The sequence below is a fragment of the Rubritalea marina DSM 17716 genome, from assembly GCF_000378105.1.
Lineage (GTDB): Bacteria > Verrucomicrobiota > Verrucomicrobiia > Verrucomicrobiales > Akkermansiaceae > Rubritalea > Rubritalea marina.
The window spans coordinates 14,844-31,529 of record NZ_KB899247.1 but is presented as its reverse complement, the minus strand read 5'-3'; the positions used below and the strand labels follow the sequence as shown (position 1 = coordinate 31,529).

The 16,686-nt window shown below is 50.3% G+C and carries 16 protein-coding genes; all 16 read left to right on the top strand.

What is annotated here, in order from left to right; translation table 11 throughout:
- Positions 1 to 11: 11 nt before the first annotated feature.
- The 16 genes from F454_RS0100135 to F454_RS0100055 all read left to right on the top strand — a co-directional run bounded on the left by F454_RS0100135 (position 12) and on the right by F454_RS0100055 (position 16,666).
- Complete coding sequence (locus tag F454_RS0100135) at positions 12 to 947, top strand: helix-turn-helix domain-containing protein (protein WP_018968586.1); 936 nt, start codon at positions 12 to 14, stop codon at positions 945 to 947.
- A gap of 92 nt (positions 948 to 1,039) precedes the next feature.
- A complete protein-coding gene (locus F454_RS0100130) occupies positions 1,040 to 1,855 on the top strand; it encodes a hypothetical protein (protein WP_018968585.1) in 816 nt (271 codons plus the stop codon).
- 90 nt (positions 1,856 to 1,945) lie between these two features.
- A complete protein-coding gene (locus tag F454_RS0100125; protein WP_205618966.1) occupies positions 1,946 to 3,214 on the top strand; it encodes an agmatinase family protein in 1,269 nt (422 codons plus the stop codon).
- A 121-nt stretch (positions 3,215 to 3,335) separates the two neighbouring features.
- The gene (locus tag F454_RS0100120; RefSeq protein WP_018968583.1) at positions 3,336 to 4,661 is read left to right on the top strand and encodes a serine hydrolase domain-containing protein; all 1,326 of its coding nucleotides are present in this window, start codon (positions 3,336 to 3,338) and stop codon (positions 4,659 to 4,661) included.
- 98 nt (positions 4,662 to 4,759) lie between these two features.
- A complete protein-coding gene (locus F454_RS0100115; RefSeq protein WP_018968582.1) occupies positions 4,760 to 5,998 on the top strand; it encodes a serine hydrolase domain-containing protein in 1,239 nt (412 codons plus the stop codon).
- A gap of 20 nt (positions 5,999 to 6,018) precedes the next feature.
- Positions 6,019 to 7,548: an amidase gene (locus F454_RS13595; protein ID WP_018968581.1), complete on the top strand. Its 1,530-nt coding sequence runs from the start codon at positions 6,019 to 6,021 to the stop codon at positions 7,546 to 7,548.
- Between the two features lie 78 nt (positions 7,549 to 7,626).
- Positions 7,627 to 8,205: a GNAT family N-acetyltransferase gene (locus F454_RS15370; RefSeq protein WP_018968580.1), complete on the top strand. Its 579-nt coding sequence runs from the start codon at positions 7,627 to 7,629 to the stop codon at positions 8,203 to 8,205.
- Between the two features lie 112 nt (positions 8,206 to 8,317).
- On the top strand, positions 8,318 to 8,479 hold the full coding sequence (locus tag F454_RS16210; RefSeq protein WP_018968579.1) for a hypothetical protein: 162 nt from the start codon (positions 8,318 to 8,320) through the stop codon (positions 8,477 to 8,479).
- Between the two features lie 283 nt (positions 8,480 to 8,762).
- Entirely contained in the window at positions 8,763 to 11,120 is a 2,358-nt protein-coding gene (locus F454_RS0100095; RefSeq protein ID WP_018968578.1) for an alpha-galactosidase, read from the top strand.
- Positions 11,121 to 11,158: 38 nt separating this feature from the next.
- A complete protein-coding gene (locus F454_RS16205; protein WP_018968577.1) occupies positions 11,159 to 11,314 on the top strand; it encodes a hypothetical protein in 156 nt (51 codons plus the stop codon).
- A 359-nt stretch (positions 11,315 to 11,673) separates the two neighbouring features.
- Entirely contained in the window at positions 11,674 to 12,831 is a 1,158-nt protein-coding gene (locus F454_RS0100085; protein WP_018968576.1) for an AraC family transcriptional regulator, read from the top strand.
- A gap of 83 nt (positions 12,832 to 12,914) precedes the next feature.
- Positions 12,915 to 13,142: a hypothetical protein gene (locus F454_RS0100080; RefSeq protein ID WP_018968575.1), complete on the top strand. Its 228-nt coding sequence runs from the start codon at positions 12,915 to 12,917 to the stop codon at positions 13,140 to 13,142.
- Between the two features lie 411 nt (positions 13,143 to 13,553).
- Positions 13,554 to 14,207 (top strand): PEP-CTERM sorting domain-containing protein, encoded by a 654-nt coding sequence (locus tag F454_RS0100070; RefSeq protein WP_018968573.1) that lies wholly within the window; start codon positions 13,554 to 13,556, stop codon positions 14,205 to 14,207.
- A 260-nt stretch (positions 14,208 to 14,467) separates the two neighbouring features.
- Positions 14,468 to 14,611: a hypothetical protein gene (locus F454_RS16200; RefSeq protein ID WP_156817048.1), complete on the top strand. Its 144-nt coding sequence runs from the start codon at positions 14,468 to 14,470 to the stop codon at positions 14,609 to 14,611.
- Positions 14,612 to 14,791: 180 nt separating this feature from the next.
- Entirely contained in the window at positions 14,792 to 15,325 is a 534-nt protein-coding gene (locus F454_RS0100060; protein ID WP_018968571.1) for a sigma-70 family RNA polymerase sigma factor, read from the top strand.
- Between the two features lie 18 nt (positions 15,326 to 15,343).
- Positions 15,344 to 16,666 (top strand): discoidin domain-containing protein, encoded by a 1,323-nt coding sequence (locus F454_RS0100055; protein WP_018968570.1) that lies wholly within the window; start codon positions 15,344 to 15,346, stop codon positions 16,664 to 16,666.
- Positions 16,667 to 16,686 lie beyond the last annotated feature (20 nt).

Below are 16,686 nucleotides of genomic sequence, written 5' to 3'. Positions count from 1 at the left end.
TATGACCAAACATGAAAACTACCCCACGCGTCCAAACTCTACACGCTAAGAGTATCGACCACTTCGCTGACGCCTTCGGACCAGATTGGCACACCGAATGCCGTCAACTTAACTCAGGACCCTTTTATTTCGAAGAAACCCATGTCGACCTAGACGGCGTCAATCTCTGCTGGGATACATTTGGTGCCAGCGTCGCAGCAAAGCAAACGCGCCTCTCCCCAGGGTTCACTCTCAACCTCATCCTTTCCGCGCCATCTCCAGCACTGGTGAACTGCAGAGAAGTTGGTCTTCATTCCATCGTTCTCGTCACACCTAACACCCCCCTTGAGTACACTGCTCCTGAGGGGATCCAAGTACTCACAATCGACGTCGACTTCGACCGTTTCCCATTTGATTTTGACAATGCCCTCCCCCATCCTGTCACAAGTGTTGATCCTACTTTAAAAGACAAGCTCGTGACTCTCAGTTCCGATATCACGGAAAGTCTCAAAAGCAACACAGCGTCCACTAGAGAACTCAATGCCTATAGTGATGAAGTTCTCCACCTTCTTACCTTCCTTCTCGAACCCTACTTCAGCCCTAGCCCGTCAGAACAAAAAGAGATAGCCAAGGCTCTCCGTTCATCGGCAGTACTTGAAGAGATGAAATCTTACCTTAGAGACTTGAGTCGTAGCTCCCCACCATCCATTAGCGAAATGGCTGAACAACTCTCGCTCTCAGAGGCCACAGCTTACCGCCTCTTCAAAAATTGGTGCACCATCCCACCCTACCAATTTCACCTTATCGAGAAGCTTCACTGCTTCCGTACCCGCCTCATAGAAAAACCTGAGACCTCAGTCACCAATGCTGCTCTCGAGGCTGGGTTCTCCGACTACAGCCGCGCTATTCAACAATACCGCCACTTTTTTGGAGAGACGCCTTCTGCAACGCTCCGCCTCCTATTTTAAAACTCCATTTCAGACGCAGAATCACCGAGTTTCCTTGTACACTATCAGTTTTTTTAGTAGAAATTCTGTTAATTATATAGTGAGGTAACATAATGTACAAAAAAGCAATTCTCTCCAGCCTGTTAATTTCACTCCCCTTAGCAGCACAAGACTCAGCAGATGAAATGGCGCGTAAGTTGCAGAACCCGCTGGCTAACATGCGCGCTCTGATGACCGACAACAGCATTGGCTTTAACACCGGCGCCACTGATGACACCTCCTTTAGCTTTCAGCTCCAGCCCGTCTACGCCATTGATTTTAAAGAACAAGGCTTCACCTTCATCCCACGTGGTGTCATTCCAATACTAGGCGTCGAACCTGGCACCAACTTACCTATTCTTGAAGAAGAACGTCGTGACCGCAGCAAATCGACATGGGGACTCGGTGACTCGATCTTTCAGGCATTCGTGGCTCCACACTCAGAGAGCTCTATCAAGTGGGGTCTAGGGCCACAGCTCTCCCTTCCTACATCTACCGACCGTGCACTCCAAGGCCCTGGCTGGGGCGCTGGTCTAGCCGGTGTGATCACCACCAACCTCACGGAAAACATCTCCTTCGCGGGCATCGTCGGCAACCACTGGGGCTTCGACGGCAACTTCAACGTCATGTCTCTCCAACCCATGGTATTCTACAATGTTGCGGCAGTACCAGGAATGAGCATCGGCTACAATGCCACCATCGCCGCCGACTGGAATGCTGACTCAGACAATCGCTGGACAGTCCCACTCGGCTTTCACCTTGGCCGCACCTTCGATCTCGGTGACGGCATGGGCCTCGATATCTCAGGTGGCCCCTACTATAATGTCGTACGCCCTGACGGTGCTGCTGATTGGCAATTCCGTTTCGGTGTCACTCTTCTCTTTCCATAAGTCACCATCTCATTTGCAATGAAAAAGGTGTCGCCCAAAACTAACTCCATCTGTTATATTTACCCCAACTCATTCTATTCCACTAAATCCATGAAAACTGTATCAGCACTCACCGCTTCACTCACAGTATCTCTCCTCAGCCAACCTCTAAGCGCTGCTGAAAAGTTCGATCCTAAGACTGAAAAAACTCTCATCGAAATGCTCCAAGAGACCCCAAATGCTGTCCCTCTAGATAGCCGTGACCCCACTCTCGATGTGCGCAAGCTCCGCCGCGACCCTAACAATAATCCGAAGCGCGAGCCCGGTCCGATCAATATTCAGAAAACTGTCGGTGGTCTCGCCTACATGGGTATCCCTACTTTCTTTCGCCTTCCAGTCGCACTCGGCCCAGAGGATTTGAAAGCTGGGAAAGTCGAAGTCGCTTTCTTTGGTGCTCCGATTGACATGTCCACGGGACAAAGGGGCACGGCGTATGGACCACAAGCCGTGCGCACTGGTGAAATCGTCGGTGGCTGGGGTGAAATCTCCCCACTTTCCCATCCCGTTGCTGGTGATGTGGACTTCACCAAAGTCCTCAACTGTGTCGACTATGGCGACGCACCTGTGGATATTTTCTCAGGCGAGCGCAGTGTCCTTCCAGTCTACGAAATGGCAAAAGAAATTGCAGAAGCTGGAGCGATCCCAGTCACAATCGGCGGAGACCACTCACTGATGTACGCTGATGTCGCAGCAGTTACTGAAGTTCACGGTAAGGGCAAGGTCGCAGTCGTCCACTTTGACGCCCATTTCGATGGTATCCCACTCCTCTTTGGTCACTACCTCACCCACGGTGCTCCAGTGCGTCGCGTGATCGACGAAGGCCACGTCAAAGGCGAGCACTTCATCCAAATTGGTCTCAACTCAGTCAAGCCTGGCGCCAAAGACCTCCAGTGGATGCGCAAAAACAAAATGAAGTACCACTTCATGAACGAGATCGATGAAAAAGGCTGGAAGGCAGTTACTGAGCGAGTGCTCAAGGAGCTCGAAGGCGGGCCAGATAAGATTTTCATCTCTATTGATACTGATGTTCTCGATCCTGTCTATGCTCCTGGCATGGGCACTCCTGAGCCAGGTGGACTCACCGTTCGTGAGCTCTTCCCTATGCTGCGTGCGGTTGCTACGGCTAAAGAAGTCGTGGGAATCGAGCTTGTGGAAGTAAATCCAGTTGCTGACCCAACCTACCGCTCCAAACAAGTCGCTGTGCGTATTTTGCGCGAGACACTTACCGGAGTAGCACTTCGGAAAAAAGGAATCACAGACCCGTTTTATGTGGACCCAGAGTGGGCCGACCACGGAGCTGATGCTCCTGAGAAAAAATAATCACCCTTCCCAAAAAGCCATGTCCCACAAGACATGGCTTTTTCTTTCCACGACACAAACAGTCGAAGCTGCATCTCCCGCAGCGAACAAAATTTGATAAAACAACAACATCCAACATCTTATGAAAACATCCACCCTTCTCACCACTCTCAGCATTGGAGCGCTCACTCTGAGTTCCGCTCTCGCTGAAACTGATCAATTCGCCACAGCCGCTGAAATGGGCCTCATGCAGGGCTTCCCACCAGCTGCAGATAAAATCGTCGACCGCTCCAGCCTACTCAAAGGCCCTGGCAATCGTTGGTCCTACCTCAACATGCGCAAGCTCTACCCGAGCGCAGGCGTTAAAAATGCGAAGACTGCTGTCCCTGTGGAAGTGAAGATCGACCCCGCGATCCAATCACTCAAGGTGAACAAGCCCAATGACAAAGGAGCGAACACCGACCAATCCGTCGACATGGACACCTTCCTGCGTGAAACCTATTCCGACACCCTCGTCGTAGTGAAAGGTGGCAAGGTCGTCTATGAGAAATACCTCAACGGCATGAATGCGAACCAGCCCCACCAGATGATGTCCGTCACCAAATCATTCGCTGGGCTCTTTGGCCTGATGGCCGTCGCTGACGGGAAAGTAAGTGAAAGTGACCTAGTTGCTAAGTACCTTCCTGAACTCAAGTCCTCCACCGCCTTTGGCGACGCCACCTTTGGCCAAGTGCTCAACATGACCAACTCCATAGACTTCACTGAAGACTATGCCGACCCAGAATCCGGCATCGTGCACTACGCGGGAGTTCTCGGTCTCATGCCCCAAGTGCCCGGCAAGAAATACGCCAGCAGCATTTACCAATACTTGCCAACCCTCATGCTGGATAAAAAACACCCGAAGCACGGTGAACTCTTCCACTACCAAACTCCTAAAACTGATGTCGTCAATTGGCTGACTAATCGCGCCACCAACAAATCCTTCGAAGACAACATGCACGAAGTCCTCTGGTCGAAGCTCGGCACAGATGGTGAAACCTATGTGTTGTTAGACAAAAATGGAACTCTCTTCGCTGGCGGCGGACTCAATGCAACTCCCTACGACCTCGCTCGCTTTGGAGCAATGATGACGAGTGGAGGCAAGTTCAGTGGACAACAAGTCGTCACAGCTGAAACCATCAAAGCGCTCTCAGACGGTGGCAACCAAAAGGCCTTCGCCTCCGGACCTAACAGCTCAGGTAAAATGGCAGAAGAACCTTGGAGTTACCGAGCTCAATGGTGGGTCAGACACGCCAAGGGTAAAGAAGCCTTCACCGCCATCGGCGTGCACGGTCAGTGGATCTACTGCGATGTCCACCGCGGCGTTGCCATCATCAAACAATCCTCACAACCAGTCTCAGCTAGCGACTACTTCGACGCCTACAACCTGAATGCCTTCGATGCCATCATCGAGTATTTGACCAAGTAAACGCTCATCACTCTCTACACTCATGGGCCAAGTCGGAAGTCTCACCTTTGGCTGGCCCATTTTCATAACCTCATTCCTAACTAAAGCTAAGAATAGCTATGAACAATAAACGCAACTCCGCTCTCCTTGTAGCACTCGCCACCTCCTCCATTTTCGGCACCTCGGCAAATGCTGAAACGAAAGTGACTCTAAACGAGTTTTATCGCCCATTCGAGCTTTCTGAGATCACCGCCAAAAACATGCAGACCTGGCCGTATTACCGCTATGTTTCCATGAACTGGGACGATTACGGCCTCTTCGGTACGGTCTCAGTAATGACAGCCGAGAAGCCAGCGAAGTTGACCATCGCAGACAGCACCTTCGACATCCAGCAACAACTCTCAGAGCATCAAACTTTCGTCGAATCGCTCACAGCCACGCAGACCAAGGGCTTCATGATTCTCAAAGACAATGTCGTGCTCGGTGAGTTCTACGACAACGGCTTTAGCCAAGACCAAACACAGCTGCTACAATCGTCTTCCAAGACCTACGCGGGCATTATCGCTTCCCAACTCATCGACCAAGGCAAGCTGGATCCCAAGGCCACTGTCGAAAGTTACCTCAGTGACTTCAAGGACTCAAAATTAGGCCTAGCCACTATCCAGCAAGTACTCGATATGCAGTCAGGTCTTTTGCCTGCGAGCGACTACCACGTCCCTGGCGGTGAAGCCTTCATGTTCGAAGCCGAGCAAGGGCTAAAAAAAGGTGAGACTATTGGCCATCGCAACGCGATTATCAACACCAAAGTTCAGAATGCCCCCGGTGAAATCTATAACTACAACGATAAGAATACCGACCTCTTAGCCTTGCTCGCCGAGGGGGTTACTGGTCAGCATTTCAACAAATTACTTTCCAAGCTCTTCAATGACTTCGGAGCGAACAGCAACGGCTCGATCGCTCTCACAGTCGACGGCTCAGCTAGCCCGTCATACGGCATTAGCTGCACCCTGAGAGACTACGCGCTCTTCCACCAATGGATCGCTCAAGGTAAAGCCCCTAAGAGCTTTTATGCTTCCATCAAAGACATCGACAAAGATCTGTTAGCCAAATCAGAAAAAGGCAAAGGAATGGCAGCCATACTTAACACTCCTATCACCTACGCCTCACAGGGCTGGTACCTACCAGAGAAGAAACTTCTTCTGACAATCGGTTCCTACGGCCAAATCGGTTTCAGCGACCTCAAAACTGGAACTGCTATCGTCTGCATGCAGGACTGGGAGGATAATAGCGTCACCGAGAAATTCATAGCAAATGTCCATCGGGCCGAATTCATACTCAAACAACTCCACAAGAAATAACCCAAGCCGAACAACCCATCATGAAAACACCATTCACGCGTCGTCAATTCAGCAAAATCGGTCTAGCGACCACCGCCGCTATGGCATTCGGAGCACACCGTGCTTCCGCTGCCGAGCTGACCCAAGAAGAGCTTTGTTATATGTCAGCGGAAGAGCTTATACCTCTTTTCAAAGCACAGAAACTCTCACCAGTCGATGTACTCAATGCCCAAATCGCACGCTTTGAGGCTGTAGGGAAAAAGACCAACTCTGTCACCTACACGCATTTTGATGCTGCGATGGAGCAGGCAAAAGAATCTGAAAAACGCTACGCAAACGGCACAGCCCGTGCTCTCGAGGGGATCACTGTTGGAGTTAAAGACGAACACCACGATGCTGGTTGGATTATCACACGTGGTTCTACACTTCTAAAAGACAATACAGAGGAGCACGCCGACCCAATCGTCACCAAGCTTAAAGAAGCCGGTGCAGTTCTGAGCATTCAAACCACCGTGCCCGAGTTCTACATGACTGGTGTGACCTGGTCTAAACTCTGGGGCGTGACACGTAATCCTTGGAATACTAACTACGCTGTTGGTGGATCGTCTGGCGGCTCTGGTGGTGCGCTCTCTGCTGGCTTGTGCACGCTAGCAACAGGCTCCGACATGGGCGGTTCCATCCGCCTACCTTGTGCCTACAATGGCCTCTACGGATTTAAGCCCTCTCATGGTCGAATCGCATCCAGCGAGATTTTCTCCTACTTTGCGACTACTGGACCAATGGCGCGTAATTTTGATGACATGATCTCACTGATGAATGTCATGTCGGGTCAGACAGAAAATCTTCCTGCCACATTGCCGAAACTCGTGATGCCGCATCACTATGAATCGATCAAAGGTATGCGCATTGCTCATGTTGGCTCCATGGGACTTGCCCACCTCGATAAAGACACAAAATCTACGATGGCAGCATCCGTGGAAAAATTACAGTCTCTCGGTGCCACAGTCGATGAAGTGAAAATCGACCTCGATTGGCAAGAAATCGTTGCCAAGTTTATCGGTGGGGTCATGGCGGGGGCAATGGGTGCGGGCTTGGCTCTCAATATAAATAACATCGGCGAAATGACATCCTATGCTGGCTACTTTGCGAAGAAAGCTGCGAGTGGTGACTATGGCTCCGCGGCGCGCGCTGAATTCGAACAACTCGTCGCTTCACTCTACAAAACAATCTCTGAAGCCACTTTCAATAAAGGCTATGATGCCATCGTGATGCCATCACTCGCTACCCCCCACGTTCCGGCTGATTACGACCAAACGGTTGAAGGCTTTAAGTTAGAGGGTGTGGAAATGCACAAATCCTTCATTCTAGCACTCACCGTTCCTTGGAACGTCCTCAATTGGTGCCCAGTGGTGAATGTGCCCACTGGCCTCAGCTCACAAAACATGCCACTCGGCATGCAGATTGTCGGTAAACCCTACGCCGACGAAAAAGTCTTCCAAGTGGCTCACGCCTGGCAACGGGTCGACCCTAACTTCTTTAACGGCGATAAACTTCCAGATTTTCGTAGCTAATACCCTCTATCTGCAACAATATAGACTAGGAAAACTTCGTAGAAACGAAGTAGTATCTACCTCACACATCGGCTCCCGATGCGGAAAGTCACCACAGAAAATCAACAAGCAGCCGCCGATATCCTCGCGGCTGCTTTTGCGTCCGACCCTTTCATGCTTTGGCTTTCTCCTAAGCCAAATTTTCTAAGCACACTCTACCCTCTGATTCTTCCAGCCCTATTCGAGAAAGGTGTGTGTTACATGACGGCGGAAAATGACGGTGTCGCCATATGGATGACTCCCGGCCAACAGCTCAAATTCCCCCGCTCACTTTCTACTCTCATTCGCTTCACCCGAGCGGCTGGCTTCTCCGCACTATGGAAGCTGGATAAACTCTTTTTTTCAAAAGGCATCCCCACGCCCACAGAGCATTATTACTATCTCTTTCTTCTTGGGAAATCACCAGAATCACAGCGTAATGGTGTCGGTTCTGAATTGCTCAAACATATGTTAGAACGCTGTGATGAAGAACAAGTCCCTGCGTTCCTTGAGAACTCCAACGTGAACAATCTCCCCTTCTACCAGAAGCACGGATTTACTTTGCTCGGCAGTAAACCCGTTGTGCCGAACGGTCCAACTTTATGGTACATGTGGCGTGAACCCAACACTTTGGCATGAGCCGACAACTCTGCTCTAACAATGAGAAAAAATACACCAGTCATCTCACTCACTTCTTTTAGCGCATACCGGCTCTACTATTCTCGGGGCGTCTGCACATGCTGATAGCAAAGTGACCCATAACGATTTCTACCGCCCGTTCGAACTTTCTGAGATCACCGCCAAAAACATGCAGACCTGGCCGTATTACCGCTATGTTTCCATGAACTGGGGCGACTACGGGCAATGGTTCCCCTTCCCACAGCATCACTTGGGCTGGGTGATGCTGGAGTAGTTCCTCTAGCTCAGTCCACATCTCTGATATTGGGTGGACATCTGGCTCCCAATGCACCCTTTCTAGCTGCAATTGATAGCGGCTAGATAAATACTGAAACACAGAATGTTAGACCTCAAACAAAGTAGCTTTTAATGGCTCACACACTGCCTCAAACACTGCTTCCTGCGTCGCATCAAACTCCGAAAGAGATGTTAGATCTGCTAGAGAGTGTTGCGCTTAGCGCTTGATAGTAAGGATCCTCACCTTTAAATCAGTTCTGAATAATACAACATAGAACAATATGATACAGTTTAATTGTAAAACCCGCCCCGCCCTCTTGAGAGAGAGAGGAATAAAGCCCGCATGGGCACACAGCGGATTGCTTTCTTTGGCAATCGGTTTGTCGGCTCTTAATCCGGCATCTGCGGCTGATCAGTCCGGCCTTACTGACCAAACCTGCAATATCATCTCAGACGGTGATCAAGTCCGTATTCTCGCAGGCAATCTGACCAGAACCATCAACATCAAAGACAGCGATGTTTATACTGCTAGTATCTCTGTTGCCGGCGAGCAAATCATGGAGGGAGCAAATGAGCTTTCTTTTCGAATAGAAAAAGCCTTCCCAAACCGCTGCCCGGTAGGAGTGGATGCTAAATCAGGAGGTTCAATAACCCAAAAAACATCTGTGTCCAATTCTACCGACGCTCTTGAGATCAAAGAAGAAGGCGGCAAGGTCCTAGACGGAGGTGTTAAGTGGCAGGAACCGAGAGATTTCTCCGGTAAAACCTGGGGTAAGGTTTTCAACTTAGTCAATAGCCAGTGCTCCAGCCCTGAACCGGGTACCACGCAGCTAATGATTAGGGCAAGGGCACTTGATGATGCCACTCTTAAAGGAGTCTCGGTAAACATATTTTACCAAGTCTACGATGGTTACCCGGTTGTACGTAAATGGGTCGAAATAATCAATAACGGCTCCAACTGGATCAAGCTAAGCAACCTGGTCATCGACGACATCAATCTTAGAGATGATTATCTAAACCAGACTTTCCTGACACCTTCTGAACATGGTGCGGTTTCAAGTATCATTGGCTTTGGTAATTCGGCAAAGACCGCCGGGGCGATCTTTGCTTCGGAGGTACCTTCAGCACTGCGGTCGATCGAAGATAACGGTGCAATGGGTTATAGCAATGAGCATTTCGAGTGGGTTTTGGGACCCTCAGAAAAGTTTGAGAGCGAACCGGTATTTCTCTATGGGTACAGTGGAGAGGTTGTGAAAACCATCTCAGGCACTTCCCTCCCCCTTGACCGTGCTGTCGAAAAGCCGTTCAAGAAGTTTCTTAAAAAACATATCGGCGTGGCGTCGACCGATGGTGAGATACCCGCCCCGCTATGGTGTACATGGTCAAACTTTGGGCATAACGTTACTGATGAGATCATCCGTGAACAAGCAGACATTGCTGCAAGGGCTGGATTTGCAGCTTTGCAGATCGATGACGGGTGGCAGAAAGGCAGGCTTGGCGTAACACCCGATATAAAAAGATTCCCGGATCTTTTGGCTACATGCGAGTATGTCCGGTCCAAGGGGCTTAAGATCGGGTTGTGGGTGTCGTGTTTCAGGCTGCGTGATTCTGATGATCTTAAGGCTCTTCCCGAAGCAGCAACTGTTCCGGAAATACGACGCCTCGACGGTGTTGCGATGAGTTTTTCCAGTCCGTGGAGCACGTACTTCGGCAATCAATTGGCTTACCTGCACGATTACTACGGTGTAACATATTTCAAGCAGGACTTTACAAACATTAAAAACGGAGATTTTGCCAAAGGTCACTACAGCAGAAGTAAAAAAGAATCTTTGCTGAGAGGTTTGCGAGGACTGTTTGAGTCACAGGACGTTCTTCGGGCACAGGTACCTGGCATTGCCAACCAGGTCACTCATGAGATTTACTGGGGAACGCCCGGGGTTCCATGCGACCTGGCTGTAATAAAGCACGCTACTTCGTACCACGTGCCTCCTAACGATTACAGCGGCGTGGGTCATTGGAAACAAAGGGCCGGCGCAACGGCCTGGTGGGACAAGGTCGATCCTAAGGAACAGGCTGAAAAGCTGCTGGAAGGATGTGCCAAGGCTAGAAACAGGTTTTATCTGCACAGAGGATTACCGCTTGAATGTATAGAGTTCTACGGCGCGGCAACGGTGAACTGCAAAGGCAGTTTGACCGGCGAGATCCAGGACAGACAAATCTGCAGCTGGCTTCTGGGGGCACCTACAGTATATGCCGGGGATCTGGCTTCTCTGACAGAAGAAAACATCCAACGATACCACGATAGATTTGAGATTATCAAAAGGCTAGAAAGAGAGTATGGCATATACCGTCACTTCCAATACAGCGGCGTACCTGCTCCGACTGACGAGGACTGGCACTGGTGGGGTAAACTCAACGAAAACGGCGAAGGTGCGGTTGTCGTAATAAGAGGAAACGGCGGCGAAGAAAAACGGGCGATCAATATCCCATGGGTTGCCTCCGAAGAGAGCTATACAGTAAGGACATTGTTCACTGAAAAAGAATTAGGCACATTCAAAGGCTTAGACCTGATCAACGGCAGCTTGGAAGTTGCATTACCAAAATACGGACAGGAAATTCTGGAAGTTAAGATAAAATAGACCAAGAAATCGTCACTACAATAGTGAGTGGATCCGTAATGAACCGGATTGATAAGCTAGCGATGTCACCGGAGTATTTTATCGGGGGGGATTGTGTCTTTGTCCTCGCTGGACGCCAGGAGGCAGCAGATAAGAGTATGGAACCAAACCTTCCCCATGCACTCTCTATCTCCTTCGACGACGTGAACGACTGAATCGTTGTTCTCCGCGGACATCCGCAGGCTCTGACGCCCAACATAGACCTACTTGCTACCAGCGGTATGCTCTTTACAAGTGCCCACTGCCCATCCCTTACATGTAAATCCATCGCGTAGCACACAAAAAAGGGGGCCACAAAAATGGCTCATTACGTCATTATTGCAGTCAATTCGGCAAGCAACTTTTGTTGTCATTTTGGTTTGTACAATAGATACTCGGCACAGTCGAATGACTGTTTGTGAATCAATTACGCATCCTTGAGGCTAGTCAATTATAAGAATTACGGAGTCCCCCCTTTTGTCATGTGCCTTGGAGAAAATTACCTTGTGAGGCGCGGTATAGCAGATAGGGTCCAATGATGGGCAAGCCTGATGTTCCTCGTGTGGCGTTAATTGTTGAAACCTCCCTATCGGTAGGTCAGGGGATACTCATGGGGATTAGCGACTATGTTAAAAAATATGGTCCTTGGTCGGTGTATGCGTTTCCCCATGCGCTTGACCAGGCTCCGCGGCAGTGGTTCAAGCATTGGAAGGGAGATGGAATCATCGCACGACTTCAAAATGAAGAGATCCGCGAGGCAGTGATGGACAAGGGTGTGCCGGTCGTTGATGTTCTGGGGGTTTGTCGCCCGCCGGAAGCAGCGCTTGTGCATGTGGATGACAATGCCATCTCAGTGATGGTGGCGGAGCATTTCATTGAGCAGCGGTTTCGTGAATTTGCCTACATCGGATTGGAGAAGGAAAACTGGTCAGTGAACCGGGAGCGTAGCTTTCGGACAAGAGTAGAGGAGGCCAGAGGTGGTTACCGGAGCTTGTTGTTGTCGCGTGAGACTTTTGAACAAACGGCGTGGGATGAGTTGGTGGAGCTGGTTGCGAATTGGATTGCCAAGTTGCCCGTATTTACTGGGATCATGTTGTCCAGTGATGCTGAGGGACTGTTGGTGCAGGAGGCATGCCGCAGGGCGGAAAGAATCGTCGGCCAGGATATCGGCTTGGTGGGTGTTGGCAACGACCCGACACTATGCAACTTGAACAATCCGCCTCTCTCCAGTGTGGATGTGGATATTGAATCTGTTGGGTATCAGGCGGCCTCATTGCTGGATTCGATGATGGCAGGAAAACAGGGACCGAATGAGCCCTTGTGGATCATGCCGAGGCGCGTGATAGCCCGAAAATCCAGTGATTTCGTCGCCAGCCCGGACGAGGATCTGGCGAGAGCGTTGCAGTATATCTCGTCCCACTATGCCGAGTCGCTGAGTCTTGACACCATCGCGCGACATTCGGGGCTGTCCCGGAGTTCCTTGCAGCGGAAATTTCGTCAGATTTTGAACCGGACCGTTTTTGAGGAGGTGACGTTGGCTCGAGTGCGTGCGGCGATGGAACTTCTACAAACAGATATCTCCATTGATGAAATTGCAGAGCTCACAGGTTTTGGTTATGCGCAAAGCATGGGTAGGGTGTTTCGGAAAAAACTGGGCCACTCGCCCAAGCACTACCGGAGATGGGATCGGTGACTGGTCGAGAATGCCACTTATCGTTCGATGTTTGATCTTCTAGGCTCTTGGTTGACCCGATATTGGCAGTCATATTCTGGGGCATGAGAAGGCTATGTCTAACCTCCTCCGTCATCACGGCTGCGGCAGAAATCACCCTCCTTTTTGCCGGGGCTTCTGTGCATGGCAGTCCCCTCAAGGGAAGCTTCGAGTCATTCGACGGAGGGACGGTGGGCGTAGCCAAAAACTACACCGCAATAGCCGCAGATGATGGCGAAACCCTCTTCGTCCGGATTCGCTTGCTCTGTGGTGATGCCAGCCCGGCCCACTAGGCATTGATTGACAATGTGACAGTTTCTACCGGTCATCAAGTCAGGCGCAGACACGGCTCTGAACTACGTGCTCGACGAGAATTCTGATCCGCGACTTTTCACTCGCTTGGCCTACAGCGATGCCTTGATGGCTAGGCTGTCTTTGACGGTGACGGTGTTTCTAATTGGGACGAAATTCGACCTGGAGGAACCTCAACAGATCCATTTGTTCATCACTAGACAAGCCAAATTGACCCTTATTGATCGATTAATGACCTTTAAGGTTCTTCATTAAACCCTGTTTTCATGATGCTATTCTTTAACTGCATATGCCGTAGCGTTTTATAGGTAGAGCAGAAACAAACAAAAAGACAACAACCCCAGTTAACAATGAAAAGGCAACTAATAGTACAACTCAGCCTGGCTTCGGCCATGGCATTATCATCATCTGCTGCGATCACAGCTTTATCCAATGGAAGTTTTGAGACCTTCACCGGGTCCTCTACAACATACCAGTATGGCGATGTGACAGGTGGATGGACATACTCTGGTACGCCCGGTAGAGCTAGTCTTCTTGCTCCTTACGATGATGGGATAGCCACAAATCCTCTCACTCCTTATGGCTCAACATGGCTCTTAGTTGACAGTCGTAGTGATCCAGAAACAATCACTCAGAGCCTTGGTACCATTGTGGGCGGCCAGGGTATCACTATTAGTGCTTTGATCGGTAGTGTTACCAACGAGAGTCTCGCAGATTTCGAAATCGGGCTCTACCGCTCTAACACCATTGGTGGAGGGACAGCAGACACCTTGCTCCACGCCCTTACCCTAGCAGATGTCACCGATCCAGGCCTCGGAGGAACCTACGCAGCGACTTCAGCTGGTTATACATTCGTTAGTGAAGATGTCGGGAAGGATTTGTTCATCCTGATTCGCTCAACTGATCCTGACACAGGTGCTAGCGTGGAGCAGACACTCATCGATAATGTCAATGTCAATGTCAATGTTGCGGCTGTCCCAGAACCTAGCTCTGCAGCTCTTCTCGGCCTCGGAAGTTTAACTTTTATCCTGCGTCGCCGGAGGTAGGCACCTGAATAGAAATCCCCTCCCTACACAAAGTCTCAATCCCGCATTCCACAACGGAGTGCGGGTTATTTTTAGATATAGGGCTCATTCCGTAATTATTGTAATTAATTCGGTAAGCAACTTTTGTTGTCGTTCTGTTTTAGCCACCAGGTTCGAAGTACCCTCCCCCGGCACATTTTTTCAATCGCTATTTTCTTTTTTGCCATTTCGTCTGCGGCGAGCCATTTTAATTCGTCGCCGTATTTACGAATGCCAGCAGTGTGTCGCGGATTTCGCCGGTAGTTTCCAGCGCACTGAAGATGTCGAGGCATGGCGTTGCCATCATCAAGCAATCTTCAAACGATTACTTCGACGCCTACAACCTGAATGCCTTCGATGCCATCATCGAGCACCTTTCGAAATAGAAACCCAAATCGAACACCCCATCATGATAACCCCATCCACGGGGTGTCATTTCAGTACGGTTGGACGAACGACTCACGCAGTGATGGCATGTGGAGCTCTCGCATAGAATAAAAAAAGTTCCAGATCAGAGGATCCTTATGTCATATTGTCTAATGACTAGGTATAGATTATAGACAACCATGTGCGCGGCTCCTACCAACGACTTTCTGGATCAATCCTTCGTTTCTGAAATATCAGAAGCTCAGAGCGCATTGCGCTCATATATTTTGAAGCTCACCGGCAACCACCACACGGCCCAAGACGTTCTTCAAGAAACCAACATTGTGCTCTGGCAAAAACGGATGGATTGGGACCCCACCACCACATTCCTCAAATGGGCGTACCGCGTTGCTTATTTTCAAACAAAGGCACATTTTCGAGATCAATCGCGCGAGCAACAACGCCTCACCTTCAATGACAGCCTTCTGGACTTACTGGCGAAGGATGAACCACAATATGATACGGAAGCCCCACTCCAAGACGCTCTCGACCATTGCTTATCTAAAATGGATGAGGAAAAAAGACGTCTATTATTGAGGCGCTACCAACCGGATTCATCCGTCGAAGAACTCGCCGAGGAAACTGGACAATCCGCGAATACTTTGTCGCAGAGCCTGCGTCGCTTGCGCACCAAACTCTCGCAATGTATCCGCAATCAAATTCAGACAGCTTAATCACACACTGCCGATACCATGAACAAGATCGATAAATCATTTGAATCGCTCGTCTGGCAGTATCTCGACCAAGAGATCAGTCCTGATGACTTTACCATTCTGCAAGAACTACTAGCCGATAGTGCCGAACATCGCTTGCACTACCAACACCTCGTCGAGATCCACAATGGGCTTCTCATGCGTGGGCAAAGCACGCCCCATGAGAATATTGATAGGGTCAACGCCTACGATGTCTTGATGGAGCAAAAATCAGCGCGTCATCCATTCAGGTTAGCTTGGGTAGCCGCCGCGGCGGCGATCGCCCTGCTCCTCACATTTTTTCCATGGGCCGACTTTGGTCAGCAATTGGATGTGCAATATGTCGCGCTCAGAGACACCGATATCCGTGGCTCGCAAATCACTGAAGGTGACTTTGCCAACACCCAGATGATCCACCTCATGCGTGGTGCCGTGGCACTCGAGTTTCCAACTAAAACCACCGCAATCATCGAGGGCCCAGCTTGGTACCAGGTCGATTCCGATGGTTCCATTGTAGTTTCTTCAGGCACCATCACCATTCACCACGAGGGAGCACCCGGCACCTTCAAGGTCACCACCCCGCTTGGAGACCTCGTCGACATGGGAACCAAGTTCGGCGTCACCATCGGTAACGGCATCACCAATTCCGCAGTGATCACCGAAGTCTATGAAGGCGAAGTCATCTACGACCATCCTGAGAAGCCATTGAGCATGCAACAAGGTGACGCCTATGCGATCGTCGGTAACAACAAAGAACAGTCGATCCGCTCAGATCTCGGCGGGCGCCCCGTGAAGGTCACAGGAACATTCACACTCAACAAAGGACAGCAGAACCTCAAGCTGAAGGAAAACCTCGCGCTCGGCAAACCAGTCACAGCCAGTAGCTACTACAGCCAGACCTCAAATGGTGAAGTCTTCGGCCCCGAAAACCTCACCGACAACCGCATGGCGGACTCTGGCTCCCCGTGGAATTGGTCATTCTGGCTCGCTAAAAACGGAGAAGCTGGCGCCGTCACAATTGACCTCTTAGAGCTCCACAACATCTCACGCGTCTCAATCCAAAACACTCGGAACCGCCACTTCAATGATCGAGGGCTCAAAGACATCCTCATCGAAGTCTCTGCCGATGGCAACGAGTTTCACTTGGTTCAAGAAGCGACTCTGGCGCAAATTCACTCACAGTCGCCAGAGGCATTTGCGTTTGAAAACTTCAGCTTCGATCCTATTGAAGCGCGTTACGTCCGCATCACTGGAACCTCATACTACCATGCGCACGGCGGCAATGGCAGCGGCGGGCTCAATGAAGTCCAAGTTTTTGAGTAAGCCGCCCCCATGAATCAAGG

Excerpts from the sequence above, each read along its gene's own strand:
- F454_RS0100125 (WP_205618966.1), top strand. The coding sequence starts at position 1,946 with ATGAAAACTGTATCAGCACTCACCGCTTCACTCACAGTATCTCTCCTC.
- F454_RS0100085 (WP_018968576.1), top strand. The coding sequence starts at position 11,674 with ATGATGGGCAAGCCTGATGTTCCTCGTGTGGCGTTAATTGTTGAAACC.
- F454_RS0100095 (WP_018968578.1), top strand. The coding sequence starts at position 8,763 with ATGATACAGTTTAATTGTAAAACCCGCCCCGCCCTCTTGAGAGAGAGA.
- F454_RS0100055 (WP_018968570.1), top strand. The coding sequence starts at position 15,344 with ATGAACAAGATCGATAAATCATTTGAATCGCTCGTCTGGCAGTATCTC.
- F454_RS0100070 (WP_018968573.1), top strand. The coding sequence starts at position 13,554 with ATGGCATTATCATCATCTGCTGCGATCACAGCTTTATCCAATGGAAGT.
- F454_RS0100135 (WP_018968586.1), top strand. The coding sequence starts at position 12 with ATGAAAACTACCCCACGCGTCCAAACTCTACACGCTAAGAGTATCGAC.
- F454_RS0100080 (WP_018968575.1), top strand. The coding sequence starts at position 12,915 with ATGAGAAGGCTATGTCTAACCTCCTCCGTCATCACGGCTGCGGCAGAA.
- F454_RS0100120 (WP_018968583.1), top strand. The coding sequence starts at position 3,336 with ATGAAAACATCCACCCTTCTCACCACTCTCAGCATTGGAGCGCTCACT.
- F454_RS0100130 (WP_018968585.1), top strand. The coding sequence starts at position 1,040 with ATGTACAAAAAAGCAATTCTCTCCAGCCTGTTAATTTCACTCCCCTTA.
- F454_RS0100115 (WP_018968582.1), top strand. The coding sequence starts at position 4,760 with ATGAACAATAAACGCAACTCCGCTCTCCTTGTAGCACTCGCCACCTCC.
- F454_RS13595 (WP_018968581.1), top strand. The coding sequence starts at position 6,019 with ATGAAAACACCATTCACGCGTCGTCAATTCAGCAAAATCGGTCTAGCG.
- F454_RS16205 (WP_018968577.1), top strand. The coding sequence starts at position 11,159 with ATGAACCGGATTGATAAGCTAGCGATGTCACCGGAGTATTTTATCGGG.
- F454_RS0100060 (WP_018968571.1), top strand. The coding sequence starts at position 14,792 with ATGTGCGCGGCTCCTACCAACGACTTTCTGGATCAATCCTTCGTTTCT.
- F454_RS15370 (WP_018968580.1), top strand. The coding sequence starts at position 7,627 with ATGCGGAAAGTCACCACAGAAAATCAACAAGCAGCCGCCGATATCCTC.